This is a genomic window from Mycobacterium sp. NPDC050041 (assembly GCF_049541695.1).
GTDB lineage: Bacteria > Actinomycetota > Actinomycetes > Mycobacteriales > Mycobacteriaceae > Mycobacterium.
Genome location: NZ_JBMVDG010000009.1, coordinates 70,462 through 96,085, shown reverse-complemented (window position 1 = coordinate 96,085; position 25,624 = coordinate 70,462). Strand labels below are relative to the sequence as shown.

General features: G+C 70.5%; 23 protein-coding genes. 8 read left to right on the top strand and 15 right to left on the bottom strand.

Annotated elements, in window-relative coordinates:
* The first annotated feature begins 28 nt into the window (after positions 1-28).
* Positions 29-622: a TetR family transcriptional regulator gene (locus tag ACPCHZ_RS23700; RefSeq protein WP_423486984.1), complete on the top strand. Its 594-nt coding sequence runs from the start codon at positions 29-31 to the stop codon at positions 620-622.
* A 16-nt stretch (positions 623-638) separates the two neighbouring features.
* Here the strand turns inward: ACPCHZ_RS23700 and ACPCHZ_RS23695 are convergent, their stop codons facing one another.
* Genes ACPCHZ_RS23695 through ACPCHZ_RS23680 form a run of 4 tightly spaced genes read right to left on the bottom strand, consistent with a single transcriptional unit; the run spans position 639 to position 4,314 of the window.
* Positions 639-1,160: a 2'-5' RNA ligase family protein gene (locus ACPCHZ_RS23695; protein ID WP_364979998.1), complete on the bottom strand. Its 522-nt coding sequence runs from the start codon at positions 1,158-1,160 to the stop codon at positions 639-641.
* Positions 1,161-1,847, bottom strand: coding sequence for a dethiobiotin synthase (bioD, locus tag ACPCHZ_RS23690; RefSeq protein ID WP_423486983.1), 687 nt, complete (start codon positions 1,845-1,847; stop codon positions 1,161-1,163).
* Complete coding sequence (locus tag ACPCHZ_RS23685; RefSeq protein WP_423486982.1) at positions 1,844-2,992, bottom strand: 8-amino-7-oxononanoate synthase; 1,149 nt, start codon at positions 2,990-2,992, stop codon at positions 1,844-1,846. The genes bioD and ACPCHZ_RS23685 overlap by 4 nt, the downstream gene beginning before the upstream one ends.
* Positions 2,993-3,024: 32 nt before the next feature.
* The gene (locus ACPCHZ_RS23680; protein ID WP_423486981.1) at positions 3,025-4,314 is read right to left on the bottom strand and encodes an adenosylmethionine--8-amino-7-oxononanoate transaminase; all 1,290 of its coding nucleotides are present in this window, start codon (positions 4,312-4,314) and stop codon (positions 3,025-3,027) included.
* Positions 4,315-4,405: 91 nt separating this feature from the next.
* On the opposite strand from ACPCHZ_RS23680, the gene ACPCHZ_RS23675 reads away from it, so the two are divergent.
* The 4 genes from ACPCHZ_RS23675 to treZ are packed head-to-tail and all read left to right on the top strand — an operon-like array spanning position 4,406 to position 12,756.
* Complete coding sequence (locus ACPCHZ_RS23675; protein ID WP_423486980.1) at positions 4,406-6,565, top strand: acyltransferase family protein; 2,160 nt, start codon at positions 4,406-4,408, stop codon at positions 6,563-6,565.
* Between the two features lie 4 nt (positions 6,566-6,569).
* Entirely contained in the window at positions 6,570-8,732 is a 2,163-nt protein-coding gene (gene glgX, locus ACPCHZ_RS23670; RefSeq protein WP_423486979.1) for a glycogen debranching protein GlgX, read from the top strand.
* Between the two features lie 3 nt (positions 8,733-8,735).
* Positions 8,736-11,039 (top strand): malto-oligosyltrehalose synthase, encoded by a 2,304-nt coding sequence (gene treY, locus ACPCHZ_RS23665; RefSeq protein WP_423486978.1) that lies wholly within the window; start codon positions 8,736-8,738, stop codon positions 11,037-11,039.
* Entirely contained in the window at positions 11,032-12,756 is a 1,725-nt protein-coding gene (gene treZ, locus ACPCHZ_RS23660; RefSeq protein ID WP_423486977.1) for a malto-oligosyltrehalose trehalohydrolase, read from the top strand. The genes treY and treZ overlap by 8 nt, the downstream gene beginning before the upstream one ends.
* Positions 12,757-12,768: 12 nt before the next feature.
* On the opposite strand, the gene ilvA is transcribed toward treZ, so the two are convergent.
* A complete protein-coding gene (gene ilvA / locus ACPCHZ_RS23655; protein ID WP_423486976.1) occupies positions 12,769-14,046 on the bottom strand; it encodes a threonine ammonia-lyase IlvA in 1,278 nt (425 codons plus the stop codon).
* 57 nt (positions 14,047-14,103) lie between these two features.
* Complete coding sequence (locus ACPCHZ_RS23650; RefSeq protein ID WP_423486975.1) at positions 14,104-14,541, bottom strand: nitroreductase family deazaflavin-dependent oxidoreductase; 438 nt, start codon at positions 14,539-14,541, stop codon at positions 14,104-14,106.
* Positions 14,542-14,629: 88 nt separating this feature from the next.
* Between ACPCHZ_RS23650 and ACPCHZ_RS23645 the strand changes: the two genes are divergently transcribed.
* Complete coding sequence (locus ACPCHZ_RS23645; protein ID WP_364979968.1) at positions 14,630-14,860, top strand: hypothetical protein; 231 nt, start codon at positions 14,630-14,632, stop codon at positions 14,858-14,860.
* Between the two features lies 1 nt (position 14,861).
* Here the strand turns inward: ACPCHZ_RS23645 and ACPCHZ_RS23640 are convergent, their stop codons facing one another.
* Entirely contained in the window at positions 14,862-15,287 is a 426-nt protein-coding gene (locus ACPCHZ_RS23640) for an SRPBCC family protein (protein ID WP_423486974.1), read from the bottom strand.
* 25 nt (positions 15,288-15,312) lie between these two features.
* A complete protein-coding gene (locus ACPCHZ_RS23635) occupies positions 15,313-15,708 on the bottom strand; it encodes a MerR family transcriptional regulator (RefSeq protein ID WP_423486973.1) in 396 nt (131 codons plus the stop codon).
* A gap of 55 nt (positions 15,709-15,763) precedes the next feature.
* Between ACPCHZ_RS23635 and ACPCHZ_RS23630 the strand changes: the two genes are divergently transcribed.
* Positions 15,764-16,201, top strand: coding sequence for a PPOX class F420-dependent oxidoreductase (locus ACPCHZ_RS23630; protein WP_423486972.1), 438 nt, complete (start codon positions 15,764-15,766; stop codon positions 16,199-16,201).
* On the opposite strand, the gene dnaE is transcribed toward ACPCHZ_RS23630, so the two are convergent.
* From dnaE to lspA, 7 genes are all read right to left on the bottom strand, one after another.
* Positions 16,198-19,743: a DNA polymerase III subunit alpha gene (gene dnaE / locus ACPCHZ_RS23625; protein WP_423486971.1), complete on the bottom strand. Its 3,546-nt coding sequence runs from the start codon at positions 19,741-19,743 to the stop codon at positions 16,198-16,200. The genes ACPCHZ_RS23630 and dnaE overlap by 4 nt on opposite strands.
* A gap of 64 nt (positions 19,744-19,807) precedes the next feature.
* Entirely contained in the window at positions 19,808-20,464 is a 657-nt protein-coding gene (locus ACPCHZ_RS23620; protein ID WP_423486970.1) for a TetR/AcrR family transcriptional regulator, read from the bottom strand.
* A 62-nt stretch (positions 20,465-20,526) separates the two neighbouring features.
* A complete protein-coding gene (locus ACPCHZ_RS23615; RefSeq protein ID WP_423487108.1) occupies positions 20,527-21,681 on the bottom strand; it encodes an RNA polymerase sigma factor in 1,155 nt (384 codons plus the stop codon).
* Positions 21,682-21,733: 52 nt separating this feature from the next.
* Complete coding sequence (locus ACPCHZ_RS23610) at positions 21,734-22,114, bottom strand: YciI family protein (protein ID WP_423486969.1); 381 nt, start codon at positions 22,112-22,114, stop codon at positions 21,734-21,736.
* 40 nt (positions 22,115-22,154) lie between these two features.
* Positions 22,155-23,084, bottom strand: a complete 930-nt coding sequence (gene rarD, locus ACPCHZ_RS23605; protein ID WP_423486968.1) for an EamA family transporter RarD — start codon at positions 23,082-23,084, stop codon at positions 22,155-22,157.
* Positions 23,081-24,010 carry an RluA family pseudouridine synthase gene (locus ACPCHZ_RS23600; RefSeq protein ID WP_423486967.1) on the bottom strand — a complete coding sequence of 310 codons (930 nt, stop codon included), beginning with the start codon at positions 24,008-24,010 and terminating at the stop codon, positions 23,081-23,083. The genes rarD and ACPCHZ_RS23600 overlap by 4 nt, the downstream gene beginning before the upstream one ends.
* Positions 24,010-24,636: a signal peptidase II gene (lspA, locus tag ACPCHZ_RS23595; RefSeq protein ID WP_423486966.1), complete on the bottom strand. Its 627-nt coding sequence runs from the start codon at positions 24,634-24,636 to the stop codon at positions 24,010-24,012. The genes ACPCHZ_RS23600 and lspA overlap by 1 nt, the downstream gene beginning before the upstream one ends.
* Before the next feature lie 43 nt (positions 24,637-24,679).
* Between lspA and ACPCHZ_RS23590 the strand changes: the two genes are divergently transcribed.
* Positions 24,680-25,624 (top strand): asparaginase, encoded by a 945-nt coding sequence (locus ACPCHZ_RS23590; protein WP_423486965.1) that lies wholly within the window; start codon positions 24,680-24,682, stop codon positions 25,622-25,624.

Genomic DNA, 25,624 nt, shown 5'->3' with positions numbered 1-25,624 from the left:
TGAACGGTGTTCAGGTTAGAGTAATCGCGTGCAGCTGCACAAACGCGACGTGGTCGACGCGGCGACCACCATCCTCGACGAGTACGGCATCAGCGACCTGACCATGCGCCGGCTCGCCCGTGAGCTCGCCGTCACCCCGGGGGCGCTGTACTGGCACTTCGCCAACAAGCAGCAGCTCCTCGGCGCGGTGGCCGATCGCATCCTCGAACCGGTCGGCGAGGTGCGCGGCGACTGGCGCGACCGCGTCGCGGGCCTGTGCGGGACACTGCGCGACGCGCTGTTGTCCCACACCGACGGCGCCGAGCTCGTCTCGGCGAGTTTCGCCGCAGGCCAGTCCGAGGCGATGACCCGGATCGTCGGACACCTCGGCGAGGCGGCGGCCGATGCCGGTGTCGACCCCGCGCACACCGGCCTGGCGGCCCGCACGGTGGTGTACTACGTGCTCGGCTTCACCGCCGACGAGCAGTCCCGGCTGCAGTGGGACGCCGCAGGCGCGGAGCTCCCCGAGGGCCAGTCCGCGTTGGCCGACGACGCCAACGGCCGGTTCCGCTTCGGCGTCGAATTGCTCGTCAACGGCATCGGGGTCGCCGAACACGAATGGGTGCGCGGGACGCGACCGTGATCACCGTCGGCGGCGGTCAGCTGATCGGGTACTCGACCTTTTCGTCGCCGTCCCAGTGCCGCAGCCCGACCGCGTGACCGCGCACGTCGCGCGCCACCGACGGAAGCGCGAACGCGGTGGGCAGCTGGTCGGCCGGAACTCGCCGCGCCAGCGTCACGTGCGGCGTCCAGTGGCCCGGATCGGCATGCGGCAGAACGCCGTTCGGCATGTGCGGCAGGCACAGCCGATGGACCTCCTCGTGCAGCGCCAACAGTTCCGTCGAGGGAACGAGCAACCGCACCAGGGTGAAGGCGCGGCCGCCGAACAGCATCGGCGCGCCGATCGTGCACTCCAGCGGCAGCCGCTGCAGCACCGGCCGCAGCGCCGTGTCGACCTCGGCGTCCATCCGTTCGGCCACTGTCACCGTCGTGTGCGGACGGTTGCTCGGTGACCTGTGCCCCGCCTGACTCCGCACGCCCGCCGCCATCAGGTCGTCCCACACTCGCCGGATCGCGGCGTCGGTGTCGTCGTCGAAGATCAACTCGACGCTGTGCACCATTTACAGGCTCGCGATCCAGCCGGGGTCGAACGCCGCGGCGCTCATCGCCTCGAACTCCGCGGCGCTCATCGTTCCCGCACCCGCAGGCAGGACCGCTCGCACCGGGGCGAGTACCGACAGCGACTCCCGGTTGTCCGTCTCGGCAACACCGGGCTGCGCGGGCCACGCGCCGATCACCAGGCCGGCACACGAAACGTCATCGCGGGCAAGCGCTTCCAGCGTCAACGCGGTGTGGTTCAGGGTGCCGAGGCCGGCCTTGACCACCACCAGCACCGGCGCGGACAGCGCCACCGCGAGGTCGCGCAGCGTCGCGCCCCCCGCACCGACGTGCACGAGCAGGCCGCCCGCGCCCTCCACCAGCGTCAGCCGGCCCGGGGCGTCCACCGCGCGCACCGAGTCCGCCAGCTCGTCGAGGGTGGGCAGCGGCATGCCGGCCCGGCGGGCCGCGGCCACCGGTGCCAGCGGTTCGGGATAACGCCACGACCCGTGCAGCGCCGTCACCCCCGAGAGGCGGCGAACCTCGGCCAGGTCGTCGTCACCGGGACCGTCGTCCGACCGGGCGCCCGTCTGCACCGGCTTGCACACCGCGACGTCGACGCCGGCCAGCCGCGCCGCGCAGGCCAGGGCGGCGGTCGCGACCGTCTTGCCGACTCCGGTGTCGGTGCCGGAGACGAGGCAGACGGTCACCCGCGGGCCGCGGCCAGCGCGCGGGTCAGCACGTCGCGGGCGAGGCTCATGTCGTCGTCGGTGAGCGACGCCCGTGCGGTCAGCCGCAGCCGCGACGTCCCCGCGGGCACCGTCGGCGGCCGGAAACACCCGACCCGCACCCCGTGGTCCAGGCAGTCGGTCGCCGCCGCCAGCGCGACCTCCGGCTCGCCCAGCACCACGGACACGACCGCGGACTCCGGGCGTTCGGTGACACCGCACACGTCGGCCAGGCCTGCTGCCCGAACCAGCACCGCCCCGGCCCGCCACGGCTCGGCGGTCAGCACTCGCAGCGCCGCCCACGCCGCGCCGACCGCGGCCGGGGCCAGCCCGGTGTCGAAGATGAACGGCCGCGCCGCGTCGATCAGATGCGCGCGCACCGCCGCCGGTCCCAGCACCACGCCGCCCTGACTGCCGAGCGCCTTGGACAGGGTGGTGGTCATGACCACATCGGGGGCGCCCGCCAGGCCGACCTCCTGCAGCAGCCCACGGCCGCCGCTGCCGCGCACCCCGAGGCCGTGTGCCTCGTCGACGACGAGCAGTGCGCCGTGGCGCCGGCACACGTCGTGCAGCGCGCGCAGCGGCGCCATCACGCCGTCGGCGGAGAACACCGAGTCGGTCAGCACGACGGCGCGGGCCTCGGTGCGCCCGGCCAGCGCCACGGCGACGGCGTCGACGTCGCGGTGCGGCGTCACGGCCACCCTGGCCCGCGAGAGCCGGCAGGCGTCGACCAGGGAGGCGTGCGTGAGCGCGTCGGAGACCAGCAGCGTGCCGGGCCCGGAGAGCGCGACGACGGCGCCGAGATTGGCGGTGTAGCCGGACGAGAACACCAGCGCCGACTCGGCTCCGACGAAGTCGGCGAGCGCGTGCTCGAAGCCCTCGTGCAGCTCGGTGTTGCCGGTGACGAGCCGCGATCCGGTCGAGCCGGCGCCCCAGGTGCGCAGCGCGTCGACGCCGCCGGCGATGACGTCGGGATGTTGGGACAGGCCCAGGTAGTCGTTGGACGCCAGGTCGAGTTCGGCGCCGACGGGCGGGCGGGACCGCAGCGAGCGGCGCAGTCCGTCGGCGCGGCGTTGCTGCTCGACGTCGGCCAGCCAGGCCAGCGGTGAGAGGCCTGCGCGCGTCATCCGGCCCCTCCTCTCGACGACTTGAACACCGTTCAGGTTAGCGCACGGGCGACCGCGACCATCGCGGCGGTGATCGTGTCCACCTCCTCGGCGGTGCAGATGTACGGCGGCATCACGTACACCAGGTCGCGGAACGGCCGCAGCCACACCCCGTGCTCCAGCGCGGTCACCGTCGCCACCGGCACGTCGACGGGCCGGTCCAGCTGGATGACGCCGATCGCGCCGAGCACGCGCACGTCGGCGACACCCGCCAGGTCCCGGGCCGGTGCCAGGCCGGCACGCAGGCCCTCCTCGATGGCGCGCACCCGGGCCCGCCAGTCCCCCGCGAGCAGCAGCTCCACCGACGCCACCCCGACCGCGCACGCCAGCGGGTTGGCCATGAACGTCGGCCCGTGCATCAGCGCGCCGGGCTCCCCCGCGCTGATCGTGTGCGCGATGTCGGCGGTGCACAGCGTCGCGGCCAGCGTGATGTACCCGCCCGTGAGTCCCTTGCCGACGCACATCACGTCCGGCCGGACGCCGGCATGGTCGGCCGCGAACAGTTCGCCGGTGCGCCCGAAGCCGGTGGCGATCTCGTCGAAGATCAGCAACACGCCGTGCCGGTCGCAGATGTCCCGCAGGTCGACCAGGTAGCGCGGGTCGTGGAACCGCATCCCGCCCGCACCCTGCACCACCGGCTCGACGATCACCGCCGCCACCTCGTCGGCGTGGGCGGCCAGCAGGCCTTCGAACTCCGCGGAGTAGGCGGGGTCGTGGTCCGCGGGCACCGGCGGCGCGAACACCTGCCGCATCATCACGTCGGTCCACAGCGAGTGCATCCCGCCGTCGGGGTCGCACACGCTCATCGGCGTGAACGTGTCGCCGTGATAGCCGCCCCGCCAGGTCATCAGCCGGTGCTTGCCGGGCTTGCCCAGGCTGCGCCAGTACTGCAGCGCCATCTTGGCGGCCACCTCCACGGACACCGAACCGGAGTCGGAGAAGAACACCGTGTCCAGACCCTCGGGCGTCACCTCGACGAGCAGCTGCGCCAGCCGGGCCGCCGGTTCGTGGGTCAGGCCGCCGAACATCACGTGGTTCATCGTCGCCAGCTGGTCGACGATCGCCGCGTCGAGCACCGGGTGCCCGTGGCCGTGGATGGCGGTCCACCACGACGCCATCGCGTCGAGCACCTCGAGCCGGCGCCCCTCGTGCACCACGGTCAGGTAGGCACCCCGCGCACCCACCGCGACGACGGGCGGGAACGCCTCGGCGCCGATGGTGCTGTAGGGGTGCCACACGTGGGCGGCGTCGATCGCGCTGATCTCCGCGGGCGTCAGGGGCACGGGCTCCGAGCCTACTTTCCCGCTCCGGAGCAGGGCGGCGACCACCGCGACATGAGTCAGCGGCCGAAGTTGGGTAAATTGCTTGTCGACCATGATCACCCTCGCCGCCCCCAGGCCGGCGCCCACCAAAACCGGTTCCGGTCCGCGCGCCGCCATGGGTTCCCGAACGTCGGGCTTCTACCGACACGACCTCGACGGTCTTCGTGGTGTCGCGATCGCGATGGTGGCGGTGTTCCACATCTGGTTCGGCCGGGTGTCCGGCGGGGTCGACGTCTTCCTGGCGCTCTCGGGTTTCTTCTTCGGCGGCCGGCTGCTGCGCGCGGCACTCACCCCCGGCGTGTCGCTGCGGCCGGGGCGCGAGGTCATCCGGCTGGGCCGGCGGCTGCTGCCTGCGCTGGTGGTGGTGCTCGCCGCCGCCGCGGTGCTGACGATCCTGGTCCAGCCCGAGACCCGGTGGGAGACCTTCGCCGACCAGAGCCTGGCCAGCCTGGGCTACTACCAGAACTGGGAGCTGGCGAACACCGCGTCGGACTATCTGCGCGCCGGCGAGACGGTCAGCCCGCTGCAGCACATCTGGTCGATGTCGGTGCAGGGCCAGTTCTACATCGCCTTCTTGGCGCTGATCCTCGGCCTGGCAGTGCTGCTGCGGCGCGTTCTCCGCCGCCACCTCAAGGCCGTGTTCGTGGTGCTGCTGACCGCGCTGACCGTCGCGTCCTTCGTGTACGCGATCCATGCCCACGACGCCGACCAGGCCACCGCCTACTACAACAGTCTCGCGCGGGCCTGGGAGTTGCTGCTCGGCGCGCTGGCCGGCGCACTGGTGCAGTACGTGCGCTGGCCCATGTGGCTGCGGACGATCATCGCGACGGTGGCGCTGGCGGCGATCCTGGCCTGCGGCGCCCTCATCGACGGCGTCAAGGAGTTCCCCGGCCCGTGGGCACTGGTACCGGTCGGCGCCACCATCCTGTTCATCCTGTCGGCCGCGAACCGCCTGGCGGACCCGCACACCGGCGGCCGGCTGCCCGCACCCAACCGGCTGCTGGCCACCAAGCCGTTCGTCGCCCTCGGTGCGATGGCCTACTCGCTGTACCTGTGGCACTGGCCGCTGCTCATCTTCTGGCTGTCCTACACCGGCCACCAGCGGGCGACCCTCCTCGACGGCGCGGGCGTGCTGCTGGTGTCGGGCCTGCTGGCCTGGCTGACCACCCGCTACATCGAAGAGCCGCTGCGCTACCGCGCGCCGGTGGCGACCAGCCCCGCGGTGCCGCTGCGATCGCGGCTGCGCAGGCCCACGATCGTGCTCGGGTCGGTGGTCGCGCTGCTCGGCGTGGCACTGACCGCGACCTCCTTCACATGGCGCGAACACGTCACCGTGGAACGTGCCAGCGGCAAGGAGCTGTCCGGGCTGTCGGCCCGCGACTACCCCGGTGCGCGGGCACTGCTCAACCAGGCGAAGGTCCCCAAGCTGCCGATGCGGCCCACCGTGCTCGAGGCCAAGAATGACCTGCCCGTCACCACCAGCGACGGCTGCATCAGCGACTTCGACAACATCGGTGTGATCAACTGCACCTACGGCGACAAGACCGCGACCCGCACCATCGCCCTGGCCGGCGGCTCGCACGCAGAGCACTGGGTCACCGCGCTCGACCTGCTCGGCCGGCTGCACAACTTCCGGGTGGTCACCTACCTGAAGATGGGCTGCCCGCTCACCACCGAAGAGGTGCCGCTGGTGATGGGCGACAACCGGCCGTACCCGAAGTGCCACCAGTGGAACGAACGGGTGATGGCCAAGCTGATCGCCGACCGCCCCGACTACGTGTTCACCACCTCGACCCGGCCGTGGAACGTCAAGCCGGGTGACGTCATGCCCGCGAGCTACCTCGGCATCTGGGAACGGTTGTCGCAGAACCAGATCCCGATCCTGGCCATGCGCGACACACCGTGGATGGTGCGCGACGGCGAGCCGTACTTCCCGGCAGACTGCCTGGCCGACGGCGGCAATGCGATCTCCTGCGGCATCAAGCGCGCCGAGGTACTCTCCGACCACAACCCGACACTGGACTTCGTCGCTCGATTCCCGATGCTGAAAGCCCTCGACCTCAGCGATGCGGTGTGTCGCCAGGACTACTGCCGCGTAGTGGAGGGAAACATATTGCTGTACCACGACTCTCACCACATCTCGGCGACGTACATGCGCACCATGACCAACGAACTGGGACGACAGATCGCCGCTGCCACCGGCTGGTGGTGACCCCGTGACCGCAGCATCCCCCGCGCCGAACCCGCGCAGCGCCACCACCGTCTGGCCGGGTGAGGCCTATCCTCTCGGCGCCACCTATGACGGTGCAGGCACCAACTTCTCGCTGTTCTCCGAGGTCGCCGATCGCGTCGAACTCTGCCTGATCGCCAAGGACGGCACCGAGGAGCGGATCGACCTCGAAGAGGTCGACGGATACGTGTGGCACGCCTACCTGCCCACCGTCACCCCGGGACAGCGCTACGGATTCCGCGTGTACGGCCCGTGGGATCCGCCCGCCGGGCACCGGTGCGATCCGAGCAAGCTGCTGCTCGACCCGTACGGCAAGTCCTTCCACGGCGACTTCGCGTTCGGCCAGGAGCTGTTCTCCTACGACCTGGCCGCCGACGACCTGGCGAGCGGTGGCACCCCGCCACGGCTGGATTCCCTCGGGCACACCATGACCAGCGTGGTGATCAACCCGTTCTTCCAGTGGGGATCGGACCGGGCGCCGCGCACGCCCTACCACGAGACGGTGATCTACGAGGCACACGTCAAGGGCATGACGCAGACCCACCCGGGCATCCCGGAGGAGCTGCGCGGCACCTACGCGGGCCTGGCCCATCCGGTCATCATCGACCACCTCAAGTCGCTGAACATCACGGCGATCGAACTGATGCCCGTGCACGCCTTCATGCACGATCACCGGCTGCTCGACCTGGAATTGCGAAACTACTGGGGATACAACACCTACGGGTTCTTCGCACCGCACCACCAGTACGCGTCCAATCGGCACGCCGGCGGCGCCGTCGCCGAGTTCAAGACGATGGTGAAGGCCTTCCACGAGGCGGGCATCGAGGTCATCCTCGACGTCGTCTACAACCACACCGCCGAAGGCAACCACCTCGGGCCCACGATCAACTTCCGCGGGATCGACAACGCGGCCTACTACCGGCTGCTCGACGGCGACCTGCGGCTGTACAAGGACTTCACCGGCACCGGCAACAGCCTCAACGCCCGCCACCCGCACACCCTGCAGCTGATCATGGACTCGCTGCGCTACTGGGTGCTCGACATGCACGTCGACGGATTCCGCTTCGACCTGGCCTCCACCCTGGCCCGCGAGTTCTACGACGTGGACCGGCTGTCGGCGTTCTTCGACCTGGTGCAGCAGGACCCGGTGGTCAGTCAGGTCAAGCTGATCGCCGAACCGTGGGACATCGGCGAAGGCGGTTACCAGGTCGGTAATTTCCCAGGTTTGTGGACAGAGTGGAATGGGAAGTATCGCGACACTGTGCGTGATTACTGGCGGGGCGAGCCCGCGACCCTCGGCGAGTTCGCCTCGCGGCTGACCGGATCGTCCGACCTCTACGAGGCCACCGGACGCCGGCCCAGCGCCAGCATCAACTTCGTCACCTGCCACGACGGCTTCACGTTGAACGACCTGGTGTCCTACAACGAGAAGCACAACGAGGCCAACGGCGAGGACAACCGCGACGGCGAGAGCCACAACCGGTCGTGGAACTGCGGCGTCGAGGGGCCAACCGGCGACCCCGACATCACGGCGCTGCGGGGCAAGCAGATGCGCAACATCCTGGCGACGCTGATGTTGTCCCAGGGCACCCCGATGATCGCCCACGGCGACGAGATCGGCCGCACCCAGCGCGGCAACAACAACGTGTACTGCCAGGACTCCGACATCGCCTGGATGGACTGGTCGCTGTGTGAGACCAACGCCGACCTGCTGGACTTCACCCGCAGGGTGATCGGGGTGCGCAAGAAGCACCCGGTGTTCCGGCGCAGGCGGTTCTTCGAGGGCAACCCGATCCGCAGCGGCGACGAGGTGCGCGACATCGCGTGGCTGACACCGGCGGGCACGGAGATGACGCCGCAGGACTGGGGCACCGGACTGGGCAAGTGCGTCGCGGTGTTCCTCAACGGCGAGGCGATCTTCGCGCCGAATGCGCGCGGCGAGCGGGTGGTCGGCGACTCGTTCCTGCTGTGCTTCAACGCCCATGACCGCGTGCAGGACTTCGCCGCGCCGGAGGGCTTCTACGCCAACGAGTGGACCGCCGAACTCGACACCGCCGATCCCGCCGGTGCCACCGAGCTGGTGGTGGCGGCGGGCGAGAAGGTATCGCTGCCGGCCCGTTCGGTCCTCGTGCTGCGCAAGACGGCCTGACCGATGGATCGTGTGCTCTCGACGTACCGACTGCAGATGCGCGGCGACTGCTTCACCTTCGCCGACGCCGAGAACGTGCTCGACTACCTCGACGCGCTGGGTGTCTCGCACCTGTACCTGTCGCCGATCCTGACCGCGGCCGAGGGTTCCACCCACGGCTACGACGTCACCGACCCCACCACCGTGTCCGAGGCGCTCGGCGGTCCCGAAGGTCTCGCGCGGCTGTCCGCCGCCGCCAGGGCACGCGGCATGGGCCTGGTCGTCGACATCGTGCCCAACCACGTCGGCGTGGACTCCCCCGCGCAGAACGCCTGGTGGTGGGACGTGCTCACCCACGGTCGCGAATCCCGCTACGCCACCTACTTCGACATCGACTGGGATCTCGATCCCGATCACCGGATCGTGTTGCCGGTGTTGGGTTCCGACGACGACGTCGCCGACCTGACCGTCGACGGCAGCGGTGAGGAACCGGTGCTGCGCCTCGGCGATCTGGCCTACCCGATCGCGCCGGGCACCGCAGGCGAGGACGCCACCGGCGCGCAGGTGCACGACCGCCAGCACTACCGCCTGATCGGCTGGCGCAACGGCATCTGCGGGTACCGCCGGTTCTTCTCCATCACCTCGCTGGCGGGGCTGCGCCAGGAGGACCGTGCGGTGTTCGAGGCGACGCACGCCGAGGTGGGCCGATGGGTCGCCGACGGTCTGGTCGACGGTGTGCGCATCGACCATCCCGACGGCCTGTCCGACCCCGCCGGATACCTCGCATGGCTGCGGGACCTGCTCGGAGCCGACGCCTGGATCGTGATCGAGAAGATCCTCGCCGTCGACGAACCGCTCGACCTGAGCCTGCCCGTCTCCGGCACCACGGGATACGACGCGCTGCGCGAGGTGGGCGGGGTGTTCCTCGATCCGGCCGGTGAGGCGCCGCTGACCGACCTCTACGAATCCACCGGCGTCGACTACGCGTCGATGCCCGCGGAGGCCCGCCGGCTCAAGGCGCAGGCGGTCACCGACACGCTGGGCAGCGAACTGGCCCGGCTGCACCGGACCGTGACCGGCGCGACGGGCGTCGACCACCCGCAGCTGCGGACCGCGATCGCCGCCCTGCTGAGCCACGTCGGGGTGTACCGGTCGGACTACCCGTCACTGTCCCTGGTGCTGCCCGTCGCCATCGAAGAGACCTTGGCCGAACGCCCGGCTCTCGCGGAGCCACTGGCGATCCTGAGCGCGGCGGTGACGGCGAATCGCGAGACGTCAGTGCGGCTGCAGCAGCTGTGCGGCGCCTCCACGGCGAAGTCGATGGAGGACTGCCTGTTCTACCGGGACGCCCGGCTGGTTGCGCTCAACGAGGTGGGCAACGAGCCCGAGAAGTTCGGGGTCAGCACCGCGGAGTTCCATCAGCGCGCCGACGGCAGGGCCCGGTTGTGGCCGTCGGCGATGACCGCGCTCACCACGCACGACACCAAGCGCGGCGAGGACGTCCGGGCCCGGATCGGGGTGCTCTCGCAGGTGCCCGCACTGTGGGCGCAGTACGTCGAGGCCTGGTTGGAGCGCACCTCGCCGCCCGACTCCGCAACCGGAATGTTCTTGCTGCAGAACATCTTCGGCGTCTGGCCCACCGACGGAACGGTCACCCCGGAGCTGCGGGAGCGGCTGCACGGCTACGCCGAGAAGGCGATCCGCGAGGCAGCGCTGAAGACCACCTGGAACGACCCGGACGAGACGTTCGAATCGGCGGTGCACCGGTGGCTGGACACCGTGCTCGACGGACCTGTCGGCGCGGAGCTGACCCGGTTGCTCGAACAGCTCGACCGGCATGCCCGCAGCGACAGCCTCGGCCAGAAGCTGGTGGCGCTCACCGCGCCCGGCGTGCCCGACGTCTATCAGGGGACCGAACTGTGGGAGGACAGCCTGGTGGATCCGGACAACCGGCGACCGGTCGACTACGCCGAACGGCGGGCGGCGCTGGACGCGGCCACCCACCCCAAGATCCGGGTGGTGCGCGAGGCGCTGCACCTGCGCCGCGAGCGCCCCGAGGCGTTCCTCACCGGTGACTACCGGCCGGTGCTCGCAGGCGGTGCCGCCGCCGAGCACGTGCTGGCGTTCACCCGAGGCGCCGATGTGCTCACCGCGGTGACCCGACACAGTGTCGGGCTGACCGAATCCGGTTGGGGCGACACGACTCTGCCGTTACCGGCCGGTGAGTGGACCGATCGCATCGGGGGCGGCCGGTACAGCGGTGCGGTCTCGGTGGGCGAGCTCTTCGCCGAACTGCCGGTGGCCCTGCTGGAGCGCACGGATGGTTGAGTTCGCGGTCTGGGCGCCGCGGCCCGAGCGGGTGCGTCTCGACGTGGACGGCACGCTGCATCCGATGGCCGCCTCCGGCGACGGGTGGTGGCGCGCCGACGTCGACGCCCGCATCGACGCGCGGTACGGCTTCGTGCTCGACGACGATCCGAAGGTACTGCCCGACCCGCGGTCGCCGCGCCAGCCCGAGGGCGTGCACGAACGCTCGCAGCGCTGGCGGCCCGCGCCCGACGCGTGGACCGACTCCGACTGGGCGGGCAAGTCGATCGAGGGTGCGGTGATCTACGAGCTGCACGTCGGCACCTTCACGCCGGAGGGCACGTTCGACGCGGCGATCGACAAGCTGGACCACCTCGTCGATCTCGGAATCGACGTCGTGGAGCTGATGCCGGTCAACGCATTCGGCGGTACCCACGGCTGGGGTTACGACGGCGTGCTCTGGTATGCCGTGCACGAACCGTACGGCGGTCCCGACGGCCTGATCCGGCTGATCGACGCGTGCCACCGCCGCGGCCTTGGTGTGCTGATCGACGCGGTGTTCAACCACCTTGGACCGTCGGGCAACTACCTCCCCCGGTTCGGCCCCTACCTGTCCAGCGGCAGCAACCCGTGGGGCGAGTCGGTCAACATCGCCGACGCCGACGCCGACGAGGTGCGCCGCTACATCATCGACTGTGCCCTGCGGTGGATGCGCGACTTCCATGCCGACGGGCTGCGGCTGGACGCGGTGCACGCCCTGGTCGACACCACCGCGATCCACATCCTCGAGGAGTTGTCCGCCGAGACCGATGCGCTGGCAGCCGAACTCGGCCGCCCGCTGTCGCTGATCGCCGAAAGCGACAAGAACGACCCGCGGCTGATCACACCGCGCGAGCGGGGCGGCCTGGGGATGACCGCACAGTGGGACGACGACATCCACCACGCCATCCACGCCGCGGTGTCCGGCGAGACACAGGGCTACTACGGCGATTTCGGCTCTCTCGAGACGCTGGCGCAGACGCTGCGGAACGGGTACTTCCACGCGGGCACGTACTCGTCGTTCCGGCATCGCAGGCACGGCAGGCCGCTGGACGCGTCGTCGATCCCGGCGACCCGGCTCCTCGCGTACACGCTGACCCACGACCAGGTCGGCAACCGCGCCGTCGGCGACCGCCCGTCGCAGAACCTGGAACCGGGCCAGCTCGCGGTCAAGGCGGCGCTGGCGCTCGGATCGCCCTACACCGCAATGCTGTTCATGGGCGAGGAGTGGGCGTCGTCCTCACCGTTCCAGTTCTTCAGCTCCCATCCCGAACCGGAGCTCGCGCGCGCCACCGCCGAGGGCCGCAAGGCCGAGTTCGCCGAACACGGCTGGGACGCCGACGAGATCCCCGATCCGCAGGACCCGGAGACGTTCCTGCGATCCAAGCTGAACTGGGACGAGGTGGCCGACGGCGATCACGCCCGGATGCTGGCCGTGTACCGGGATCTGATCGCGCTGCGGCACCGCGAACCCGATCTGGCCGATCCGTGGCTGGATCACCTGCGGGTGGACTACGACGAGGAGCAGCGCTGGCTCGTCATGCACCGCGGCGCATTCGCCGTGGCCTGCAACCTCGGCGCCGACCCGGTGTCCGTGCCGGTCGCCGGCGAGGTGGTGCTGTCCTGGGACGAGCCGGCGGTCGAGGGCGGGGCGACCCGGCTGCCGGGACACTCGTTCGCGGTGTTGCGCCGGCAGTGACCGGCTGAGCCCCTAGGTCAGATAGCGGTAGACCGGCGAACCCGGCTCCAGCGTCTCGACGTGCATGTCCGAGCTGCGCATGCGCACCATCAGCCCGTCGAGGTCGGCGGCCGAACCGAGCTGGATGCCGACCAGCGCCTCGCCGGTCTCCCGGTTGTTGCGCTTGACGTACTCGAACAGCGTGATGTCGTCGCCCGGACCGAGCACCTCGTCGAGGAAGCGCCGCAACGCGCCCGGTTCCTGCGGGAAGTCGACCAGGAAGTAGTGCTTGAGCCCGAGGTGGACCAGTGAGCGTTCGAGGATCTCGTTGTAGCGGGAGACGTCGTTGTTGCCGCCCGAGATCAGGCACACCACCGTGGCGCCCGGTTCGACCGTCGCCTCCAGCAGGCCCGCCACCGCGAGCGCCCCGGCCGGCTCGGCGATGATGCCCTCGTTCTGGTAGAGGTCCAGCATCGCCGTGCACACCGCGCCCTCGTCGACCGTGGTGAGCGACACCATGTCCCCCGCGGCGGTCAACGCGGCGAACGGCAGCGTGCCCGCGCGGTTCACGGCGGCGCCGTCGACGAACTGGTCGACGTGGTCGAGGGTGACCGGCTCGCCTGCGGCCAGTGCCGCGATCATGGCGGCGGCACCCGCAGGCTCCACACCCAGCACCGCGGTGTTGGCGGTGCGTTCGGCCAGGTAGGTGGTGATGCCCGAGATGCACCCGCCGCCGCCGACCGGGACGATCACCAGGTCCGGCTCGACGTCGAGCTGGTCGAGGATCTCCGCGGCGATGGTGCCTTGCCCTGCCATCGTGCGCAGGTCGTCGTACGGCGGGATCAGCGTGGCCCCGGTGCGCGCCACGTCGTCGAGGGCTGCCGCCGCCGCCAGGTCGTAGGTGGCGCCGACCGCGATCAGGTCGATGAACTCGCGGCCGTGGTACCGGATGCGGTCACGCTTCTGCTTGGGCGTCTTGGTCGGCACGTACACCCGGCCCCTGATGCCCATCGACCGGCAGGCCAGCGCGAACCCCTGGGCGTGGTTGCCCGCCGAGGAGCAGACCACGCCTGCGGCCAGCTCGTCGTCGGTCAGCTGCGTCAGTAGGTTGTAGGCGCCCCGCAGCTTGTAGGACCGGACGGCCTGCAGGTCCTCGCGTTTGAGGTACACCGTCGCACCGGTGGCCTCCGACAGCCGTTCGGACAGGTGCAGCGGGCTGCGCACCACGATGTCGGCGATCCGCTGGGCGGCCTCGTCGATGTCGGCCGCGGTCAACGGCGACGTGACGGGCTGGCTCAGGTCGGCGGACACCGCTCAATGGTGCCATCCGCCCGTCACACGGGTACAGGCGGTTTTGCCGTGCCCGGTCTATTCGGCCGGGGTCAGCACGAACACCGGGATCTCCCGGTCGGTCTTCTCCTGGTACTCCGCGTACTCGGGCCAGGCCTCGACGGCGCGCTCCCACCACTCGGCCTTCTCGTCGCCGAACACCTCGCGGGCGTCGTAGTCGCGGGTGGCCGGGCCGTCCTGCAGTTCGACGCGCGGGTTCTTCTTGATGTTGTGGTACCAGACGGGGTGCTTCGGCGCGCCGCCGAGCGACGCCACCACCGCGTACTCGCCGTTGCTCTCCACCCGCATCAGCGGGGTCTTGCGGAGCTTGCCGGTCTTCGCACCGACGGTGGTCAGCAGGATGACGGGGCGGCCCTTGAGCTCGGTGCCCTCCGTTCCCCCGGAGGCCACGTACTGCTCGGCGTTCTCGCGTGCCCAGTCCGACGAGCTCGGTTCGTATTCTCCGGTCAGCGGCATGAAACCAGCTTAGGCGGGTACAGAAACGCGGTCCCCGCATTGAGAGTTTCGGCTGGCCGAAACCATGGTTGAGAGGTACCCTCGAACTATGACCACCGCAGGCCACTTCCGCTCCACGGTCTCCCGTGCGACGTGTGACGTGAGTGTCGCCGGTGTGCCGTGGCCGGCCTACAAGGTGATCGCGCTGATGCTCGGCGCCCTGGTGACCGTGATCGTCGGCCTCGCCGCCATGAGCGCCGCGCCTGCGGTGCTCGCCGGCGCCGCGGCCGCAACCGTCGCCTGGCTCGGCCTCGGCGTCTTCTGCACCGACCGCCAGTAGCTCAGCGCTCCAGCAGCCTGCGCAGTTCCTGCAGGTCCGCGGTCACCGCTGCGACGTCGGCCTCGAACTCCTCGTCGGTCATCCCGGCGCGCTGCCGCACGGTGAACACGACCTCGCAGCGCGGCACACCGGCGCCCGCGGGCAGGACGCGCAACGCGTTGTACACCGCCTCGCCGGACGGCATCCGCACCACGTGGTCGATGACCCCGAACTCGTTGACCGGCGCGAACTCGACGGTCACCTGCCCCATCGGTGAATCGGCCACCCAGCCCTCGTCGCTTCTCCGCAGTTCGCCCTCGGCCAGCCCGGCCGCCCAGCGCGGCATCTGCTGCGGGTCGGACGCGAACGCGTACACCGCATCCGGCGGCGCGTCGATCCATACCCCGATGTGACGGGAGGTCGGTGGTGTGGTCGTCTCGTCGGTCACCACTCCATGGTGACGCAGACGGGAGTCATCCGGCAGGCGCCCCGACAGCGTGCACCCCGCACGTGCAGTCGTCGATCGAGGGACAGGTGCAGGCCATCCCCCACTCGACGATCTCCCTCGCCCGGCGCAACTCGTCGATCCTGGCGTCGATCTCGGCGAGCTTCGCCCGCGCCAGCGACCGGCTGACCGGCCGCCCCGGTGCATCGTCGGCGAACAGCACGACGATGTCGTCGAGTGCGAACCCCGCCGATTTGCACAACCGGATCACCTCGAGCCGGGCCAGGATCGCGTCGCCGTAACGGCGCTGCCCTCCCACCCGGGCCGTGGGCGCCAGCAGCCCGATCTGCTCGTAGTACCGCAGCGTGGTCGCCGCGATCCCCGCGCGGCGGGCCACCTCGCCGATCGTCAGGCTCGCTGTCATCCGTTTCGTCCTCACCCTTGACTTGGAGTCAACTCTAAGTGCTGGACTCGACGTCATGCACACCCTCGACGACCTCCGCACTTCCCGTTACGCGCTGCTGCGCAGCTACCGCCGCGACGGCAGCCCCGTCGACACCCCGATCTGGTTCGCGTTCGAGGGCTCCGCCCTGGTGTTCCGCACGAAGATCGGCCCGAAGACCCGGCGCCTGACCAACGACCCAAGAGTCCAGCTACAGGTCTGCGACCACCGCGGCCGGGTCGGCCACGACGGCGCGACCGTCGACGGGCGGGCGTCGATCCTGGACGGCGCCGCGGCGGAGGCGGCCAACGAGCTGCTGCGCGGCCGCTACGGCTGGCAGTACAACGTCGTCCCGCTGCTGAAGATCCCAGGCGTGCGCAACGTGCACAGCAACCTGCCGTGGCGCGAGAAGCTCCGGCGGGCGCGCGACCGCGGCCTGTGGAACGACAGCGCGATCGTCCGGATCGACCTCTAACCGCCCAGGCAGCCCGGACCGAGCAGCGCCTTGAGGTCACCCATCAACGCCGGCGACGGCGTGACCCGCAAGGCCTGATCGAGTTCGAGCGTGGTGATGCGCTCACCGCTGATCAACCGCAGATGCACCTGCGACACCCCCGGATGGTTGGCCAGCACCGCCTTGAGCGCGCTCACCTTGTCCACCGTGCACTGGCGCGTCGGCAGGCTCACCGCGAGCGGGCGGTTAACCTGCGCGCTCGAGAAGTCCGGCACCACCAGTTCATGGGCGATCAGCGCGATCCGGTCATCCCGGGCGGCGACCTTCGCCTTCACCAGCACCACCACGTCGTCGGCGATCTCGGCGCCGAACAACGAGTAGGTCTGCGGGAAGAACAGCACCTCGATGCCACCGGTGAGATCCTCCAATTGCGCTGAGGCCCAGGGTAATCCGTTCTTGTTCACCCGCCGGTTCACCGAGGCGAGGATGCCGCCCACCAGCACCTGTGCGTCGTTGGCGACGTCGCCGTCGAGGATCGCCGGGATCTGGGTGTCGACCTGGTTGGCCAGCAGGTGCGCCACCCCGTTGAGCGGATGCCCGGACACGTACAGCCCCAGCATCTCCCGTTCCAGAGCGAGCTTGTGCTTGTCCTCCCACTCCTCGTCGGGCACCTTGATGGTGAACACCGCGTCGGTGGCGGTGTCGGCCCCGCCGAACAGGTCGAACTGACCCATCGCCTCGGCCTTCTTGGTGCCCAGCACCGAGTCCACCGCGTCGGTGTGCACCAGGAACAGGCCCTTGCGCGGATGACCGAGCGAATCGAAGGCGCCCGCCTTGATCAGCGACTCCGTCACCTTCTTGTTGCACGCCGAGATGTCGATCTTGTTCAGGTAGTCCGAGAAGTCGGTGTACTTGCCCTTCTCGGCGCGGGTGTTCACCAGCGACGCCACCACGTTCGCGCCGACGTTGCGCACCGCGCCGAGCCCGAACCGGATGTCGGTGCCCACGGAGGCGAAGTTCTGCACCGACTCGTTGACATCTGGTGGCAGCACGGTGATTCCGAGCTTGCGGCAGTCGGCCAGGTAGACCGCCGCCTTGTCCTTGTCGTCACCGACGGAGGTGAGCAGACCGGCCATGTACTCGGCCGGGAAGTTGGCCTTGAGGTACGCCGTCCAGTAGGACACCAGACCGTACCCGGCGGCGTGGGACTTGTTGAACGCGTAGTCGGCGAACGGCAGCACGGTGTCCCACAGCGCCTTGACGGCCGCCGCCGAGAACCCGTTGGCCTTCATGCCCTCGGAGAAGCCCTCGAACTCCTTCTCCAGCACCTCGCGCTTCTTCTTGCCCATCGCCTTGCGCAGGATGTCGGCTCGTGCGAGCGAGTAGCCGGCCACCTTCTGCGCGATGCGCATGATCTGTTCCTGGTAGACGATCAGGCCGTAGGTTTCGGCGAGGATCTCGCGCAGCGGTTCCTCGAGCTCGGGATGGATCGGCTTGATGGCCTGGCGGTTGTTCTTGCGGTCGGCGTAGTCGTTGTGGGCGTTCATGCCCATCGGCCCGGGCCGGTACAGCGCGATGACCGCGACGACGTCCTCGAATCCCGTCGGCTGCATCCGCCGCAGCAGGTCACGCATCGGGCCACCGTCGAGCTGGAACACCCCGAGTGTCTCACCGCGGCCGAGCAATTCGAAGGTCGCCGGGTCGTCGAGGGGCACCGCGTCGAGGTCGAGGTCGATGCCCCGGTTGGCGCTGATGTTCTCCAGGCAGTCGCCGATGATCGTCAGGTTGCGCAGGCCCAGAAAATCCATCTTCAGCAGGCCGATGGCCTCACATGACGGATAGTCCCAACCGGTGATCACCGCGCCGTCCTGCGGTCGCCGCCACAGCGGGATCGCGTCGACCAGCGGCTCGGAGCTCATGATCACCGCGCAGGCGTGTACGCCGGCGTTGCGGACCAGGCCCTCCAGCCCTCTGGCGGTCTCGTAGATGGTCCGCACGTCGGGATCGGTGTCGATCAGCCCGCGGACCTCGGTGGCCTCCTTGTACCGGTCGTGGGCCGGGTCGGTGATGCCCGAGAGCGGGATGTCCTTGGCCATGATCGGCGGCGGCAACGCCTTGGTGATCCGGTCGGCGATCGCGAATCCCGGCTGACCGTAGTGCACCCGCGCCGAATCCTTCAGCGCCGCCTTCGTTTTGATGGTGCCGAAGGTGATGACCTGGGCCACCCGGTCGCTGCCCCACTTGTTGGCGGCATAGCGCAGCATCTCACCGCGACGGCGGTCGTCGAAGTCGATGTCGATGTCGGGCATCGACACCCGCTCGGGGTTGAGGAACCGCTCGAACAGCAGCCCGTACGGGATCGGGTCGATGTTCGTGATGCCCATCGCGTAGGCCACCAGCGAGCCCGCCGCCGATCCGCGCCCCGGCCCCACCCGGATGTCGACCGAGCGGGCGTAGTTGATCAGGTCGGCGACGATGAGGAAGTACGACGGGTAACCCTTGTCGCAGATCACCGTGATCTCGAAGTCGGCGCGGTCGACGTATTCCTGCGGCACGGTGCCGCCCGAGAAGCGGCGCGCCAGACCGGCGCTCACCTCGTGCCGCAGCCAGCTCTCCTGCGTATGACCCTCCGGCACCGGGAACACCGGCATCCGGTCGCGCGGCTGCCACACGTCGGCGTAGGACTGCACGCGCTCGGCGATCAGCAACGTCGAGTCGCACGCACCGGGAACCTGCTGGTCCCACAGCGCGCGCATCTCCGCCGCCGATTTCAGGTAGTAGCCGTCACCGTCGAACTTGAAGCGGGTGGGGTCCGACAGCGTCTTGCCGGTCTGGATGCACAGCAACGCCTCGTGGTTCTGGGACGCGTCGCGGGTGACGTAGTGGCAGTCGTTGGTGGCCAGCGGCGGGATCGAGAGCTTGCGGCCCACCTCCAGCAGTCCCTCGCGCACCCGGCGCTCGATGTCGAGGCCGTGGTCCATCAGCTCGAGGAAGAAGTTCTCCGGCCCGAAGATCTCCCGCCACTTCGCCGCCGCCTCCAGTGCCTCGCGCTCGTGCCCGAGCCGCAGCCGCGTCTGCACCTCGCCGGACGGGCAGCCGGTGGTGGCGATGATGCCCTCGGCGTGCTCGGCGATGATCTCGGCGTCCATCCGGGACCACTTGCCGAGCTGCCCCTCGAACGACGCCAGCGACGACAGCTTGAACAGGTTCCGCAAGCCGGTGGCGTTCTCGGCCACCATCGTCATGTGCGTGTAGGAGCCGCTGCCCGACACGTCGTCACTCTTCTGGCTCGGGTCTCCCCAGAGCACCCGCTTGGTGTCGAAGCGCGAGGCCGGGGCGATGTAGGCCTCGACCCCGATGATCGGCGTGATCCCGACATCGGTGGCGGCGTTGTAGAACTCGCTGGCGCCGAACATGTTGCCGTGGTCGGTCATCCCGAGCGCGGGCATCTCGAGCCGTTGCGCCTCGGCGAGCATCGGCTTGACCTTCGCGGCACCGTCGAGCATCGAGTATTCGGTGTGGTTATGCAGGTGCACGAAAGACCGTGAATCAGAACCGCTCATAGGGTGGCCAGTCTATGACCGACCTCCGACACCGCTCGGCGTGTCGCGATGCGTGTCTTCGGCCTCAACCCGGGCGGTCGCCTGCGGCCTCGGTGGGCAGTCCGCCGGCGAACAGCCGGACCAGCTGCTGGGTCACCGGCTCCATGTCGTCGGGACGTGCGACGAAGCTCGCGTAGCAGCCGAGCCCCCACATCACGACATGCAGCATCGACACGATCGCGGCGGTGTCGGTGTCGGCCCGGATCTCGCCGTGCGCGACGCCGTCCTCGACCACCCTGGTGAGGAACTGCCGCACCGGGGACGGCGCGCTGAACGGCAGCAGCTCGGGGTTGCGCTGCGGTTCCAGCCGCGCCGAGATGGTGAACGCGATGGTCGACCGGTCGCGCTGCTCGGCCTCCTGCAGCGCGACGAAGAAGGTGGCCAACCGGTCGAGCAACGCGTCGTGGGCCAGCGAACGCTCGATCGCCGACGTCAGCATCGACTTCGCCTCTTCCATCACCGCGCGGTACAGATCCTCGCGGGAGGCGAAGTAGTAGTGCAGGGTCGGCCTGCTCAGCCCGGTGTGCTTCGAGATCGCCTGGAACGTCATCGCCGGATAGCCCCGCTGGTTGATCACCTCACGCGCGGCACGCACGATACGGCGCCGGGTCTGGGCGGAGTCCGCGCCGACGGGGCGACCACGCCCACGCGCAGCCGGCACGCTGCGACCCCCTCGCTGCACGAGCAAACCGTATGACATCGGTGTTGATCATGGCAACGGCCTGCGATCCCGGCATCCGGTCATCACAGCTGTCGCCGCAGATGGGCGGCCACGCCGGCGTCCCCGGTGAGCTCGATGGCGCGCCGGTAGGCGGCCGCCGACTCGTCGGTCCGGCCCGCCTCGGCGAGCAGGTGACCACGTGTCGTCCACGCCGGCTGGAAGCGGACGACCGCCGGGTCGGTGATCGCGTCGAGCAGCCGCAGACCCGCGGCCGGACCGTCGATCCGCGCTTCCACCGCCGCCGTCGCCACCGCCGCGCCGAGTGACGGCGCAACGCGCATGAGTGCCCGGTGCAGACGGCGCAGCGCCTCGAGGTCGGCGGGGCCGTGCCTGCGTGCGCAGTGCGCGGACTGGATCGCCGCCTCGTACTGGAAGCGGCCGGGCCTCCCCCTGTCGTGCGCGCGCCGCAGCAGGTCCTCTCCGCGCGCGATGAGCCGGGCGTCCCACTGTGCGGTGTCCTGCTCGTCGAGCGGGACGAACGCCCCGTCCGGGCCGCGCCTTGCCGGGCGGCGGGCCTCTGCGAGGCAGATCAGGGCCAGCAGGCCGAGCACCTCCGGTTCGTCGGGCATCAGTTCGGCCAGCACGTCGGCCAGGTGCAGCGCCTCGGCGGCCAGCGTCTGCGACGCGTCGCCGGCCGGACAGTCGATGGCGGGCCAGTCGATGGAGTAGGCCCCGTAGACCGCCTCCAGCACGGCGGGCAGGCGAACCGCCAGTTCGGCGGGATCGGGGACGACGAACGGGATCCCGGCATCCCGGATGCGCTTCTTCGCCCGCACCAGCCGTTGCGCCATCGTCGCCGGCTCCACGGCGAACGCCGCGGCGATGTCGGCGGCCCGGACGCCCAGCACCGTCTGCAGCATCAGCGGCGTGCGAACGTCGGCCGCGATCGCGGGATGTGCGCACACCAGCATGAGCTCGAGGCGGCGGTCCGGGATCGCGACCGGCTCGTCGGCCTCCGCCGCCCGCTCGTCGGTCCCCGTGAGCGGCCGGGTGCTCCGATGGGCCGCGGACTTCCAGGTGTCGCGCAGCCGGTTGCGCGCGACGGTGAGCACCCAGCCCTCCGGATTGGCCGGGACGCCGTCGTCCGGCCAGCGCCGAAGGGCGCGCTCGAGGGCGTCGGCCAGCGCGTCCTCCGCCGCGGCGATGTCGCGGCTCGGCGCGGCCAGCACCGCGAGCAGCCGGCCGTACGACTCGCGGGTGAGCCGGGCGAGCTGCGCGGCGGGCGCGTTGTCACTCAGGGCGGTACCAGCCGCGGCCGCTGGCGTAGGTGACGGCCACCGGACGGATCTCGACCGCACCGAAATGCGCGGCGGGATTGCGCTGCGCCCACCCGATCGCCGCGTCGAGGTCGGGCACGTCGATGACGAAGATGCCGCCCAGCCGCTCCCTGGTGTCGGCGAACGGACCGTCCTGGATGTCGACGGCGCCGGTGCGCGCCGTCACCGTGGTGGTGGCCGCGGCCGACTCCAGCACCTGCGTGCCGACGAGCACGCCTGCGGCGTCGAGGTCGTCGGCGTAGCGGGCGAAGGCGGCCCGGCCCGCGGCCAGCACCTCCTCGGGCACGCCGGCCTCCGCGCCCTCCTGGTAGTGGGTGATCAGGCAGTACTGCATGGCTCCTCCTCCGTCGCGGTGTGCGCCGCGTCGTGCGGTGTCACCGTGATGACGATCCGGACGTCGCCGGATCGACAGGTGAGGCCTCGCCGTCCGGTTTCCTGCGCAGTGCGTCGAACGTCATCACCGCCAGCGCCGTCCAGATCAACGCGAAACCGACCCACCGGGCCACCGGCATCGGTTCGTGTCCGATCAGCACACCCCACACCATCTGCAGTCCTGGGTTGAGGTAGAACAGCAGCCCCATCGTCACGAGCGGCAGCCGCTGCGCCGCGGCGGCGAACAGCAGCAGCGGGACGGCGGTGATGGGCCCCGAGAGCACCAGCAGCACCGAGTGCGCGGCGCCCTCGTGCGGGAAGTGTCCCTGCCCCAGCACCCCGAGCACGACGAGATAGCCGCCGGCCACCGGCAGCGAGATGAAGTTCTCGACGGCCACGCTGACCCGCGGGTCGGCCACCACCACCTTCTTCACGACGCCGTACACCGCGAACGACACCGCGAGGACGCCCGCGATGTAGGGCGGGGTGCCCACGCCCACCGTCAGCACCACCACCGCCACCGCGGCGAGCACCAGCGCGACGAGCTGCCACCTCCCGATGCGCTCGCGGAACACCAGCACGCCGAGCGCCACCGTGACCAGCGGGTTGACGAAGTACCCGAGCGCCGCGTCGACGACGTGACCGTTGGTCGCGGCGTAGATGTAGACCCCCCAGTTCAGGGCGATCAGCACCGACGCGGCCGCCAGCAGCAGCCAGGTGCGTGCGCTGAGCCTGCGCAGATCGCCGAACCGGCGGACCACCAGCAGCACCAGCGCCATGCACACCGCGCTCCACACGATGCGGTGGGCCAGCACCTCGACCGATCCGGCGGGCAGCAGCAGCGGGAAGAAGCCGGGGCACAGGCCCCACCACGTGAAGGCGCCGGCGCCGAACAGTGTGCCGGTGCGCCTCGTGCGGGCGTCGCCGGTCACAGCGCGTGATCGCGCAGCACGTCGAGTGCGTGCCGCAGATCCGCGGGATACGGGCTGGTGATCTCGACCCGCCGGCCGTCCGCGGGATGCACGAATGCCAGCGACCGCGCGTGCAGCCACTGCCGTTCCAGGCCGAGGCGGCGGGCCAGCGTGGGATCGGCGCCGTAGGTCAGGTCACCGCAGCACGGGTGGTGCAGCGCCGCGAAGTGCACCCGGATCTGATGCGTGCGCCCGGTTTCCAGCTCGATGTCGAGCAGGCTGGCGGCCTGGAACGCCTCGACGGTGTCGTAGTGCGTGATGCTGTGCCGCCCGCCCTCGGTCACCGCGAACTTCCAGTCGTGCCCGCGATGCCTGCCGATCGGCGCGTCGATGGTTCCGCTGCTGGGGTCCGGGTGACCCTGCACCAGTGCGTGGTAGCGCTTGTGCACGGTGCGTTCCTTGAACGCCCGCTTGAGCACGGTGTAGGCGCGTTCGGACAGCGCGACGACCATCACCCCGGAGGTGCCGACGTCGAGCCGGTGCACGATGCCCTGGCGTTCGTGGATGCCCGAGGTGCTGATCCGGAATCCCGCCGCGGCCAGCCCGCCGAGCACCGTGGGGCCGTGCCAGCCGACGGTGGCGTGCGCCGCCACCCCTGGCGGCTTGTCGACCGCCACGATGTCGTTGTCGGAATACAGGATGTCCATGCCCTCGATGTCGACCGGAGTGTTCTCCACCGGCGCCGGCGCCTCGGGCAGCCTGACCTCCAGCCACGCCCCCGCGGTGAGCCGGTCGGACTTGCCCGCCGGGGCGCCGTCGAGATCGACCCCGCCGTCCTCGGCGAGCGCCGCCGCGGCGGTCCGCGACAACCCGAGCAGGCGCGACAGACCGGCGTCCACCCGCATACCGCTCAGCCCCTCGGGGACCGGCATCGATCTGGTGGCCACTACGCGTTGTCGGCGGTCGGGTCGGCGGGACGGTCGGCCGGCGTCGCGGTGGCCGCTTCCGAGGTGCGGCGGGTCGGGCTGTCGAAGTCGAAGCCGAACAGCGACAGCGCCACCAGCAGGATCGCGCCGCCCACCACCGACGGGTCGGCGACGTTGAAGACGGGGAACCAGCCCACCGAGAAGAAGTCGACGACGTGACCACGCAGCGGCCCGGGGGAACGGAAGAAGCGGTCGACCAGGTTGCCCGTCGCGCCGCCGAGGATCATGCCGAGGCCGAGCGCCCACCACGGTGACACCAGCCGCCTGCCCATCCAGATGATGCCGATCACCACGCCGGTGGCGACCAGGGTGAGCGCCCAGGTGTAGCCGGTGGCCATCGAGAACGCGGCGCCGGAGTTGCGCACCAGCGTCCAGGTCACGGTGTCACCGATGATCGAGACCGGCTGACCCGGTGTGAGCAGCTTGACGGCGAGCACCTTGGTGACGATGTCGCAGATCAGCACCACCGCGGCCACACTCACCAGCAGCCGCACCCGGCGCCGCGGCGGCGCCTCGTCAGGCGCCGCGGCGCCGCCTGCAGCGGCGCCGGTCGCCCGTTCGAGGGGGCCCGGTGTTTCGTCAGTCACCGGACCATCATCCCAAACCGGCGGATGGGGAAGAATTCCGCACGTGAGCCTCGTCGTGATCACCACCGGTGGAACCATCGCGACCAGCGTCGACGACGCCGGTGTCCGCCGACCGACCCGCAGCGGCGCCGACCTGCTGGGCGGCCTCGGCACCGCAGATGGCCCCGGCGTGCGCTGGGTCGACGCGCTCTCGCTGGACAGCTCCGAGCTGACCCCGGCGGACTGGGACACCATCCGGTCGGCGGTCGGCGACGCCGTCGGCGCCGGCGCCGCCGGGGTCGTCGTCACCCACGGCACCGACACCATGGAGGAGACGGCGCTGTGGCTCGAGATCACCTACGACGGAACGGTTCCCGTGGTGCTGACCGGTGCGCAGCGCAGTGCCGACGCGCCCGACGCCGACGGCCCGGCCAACCTCCGCGATGCGCTGGCCGTGGCGGCCCACCCGGATGCCCGCGACCTCGGGGTGGTGCTGAGCTTCGCGGGCACGGTGTGGCAGCCGCTCGGCCTGCAGAAGGTGGCGACCGGCGACCTGCGGGGGTTCGCCGGGCGGGCGGTGGGCGCGGTCGACGGCGGCGAGTTCGTCCGCACCGCGGAGAAAACCAGGCCGTATCTGGGTGCGGTGACGGGCGCCGGCGCCCCACGGGTCGACATCGTCGCGGTGTATCCCGGCAGCGACGGAGTGGCGATGGCGGCGTGCGCACACGCGGGTGCGCAGGCGATCGTGCTCGAGGCGCTCGGCGCGGGGAACGCAGGCCGGGCGGTGGTCGACGAGGTGCGGCGGCTCTGCGCGGCCGGGCTGACCGTGGCGGTGTCGACCCGGGTGCCGGGCGGGCGGGTCAGCCCCGGCTACGGGCCCGGCCGTGCGCTGGTCGACGCGGGCGCCGTGCCGGTGGCGCGGGTGCGCCCGTCGCAGGCGCGGGTGCTGGTGATGGCCGCGCTGGCCTCCGGTTCACCGGTTGCCGACGTCCTCGACCGCTGGGGATGA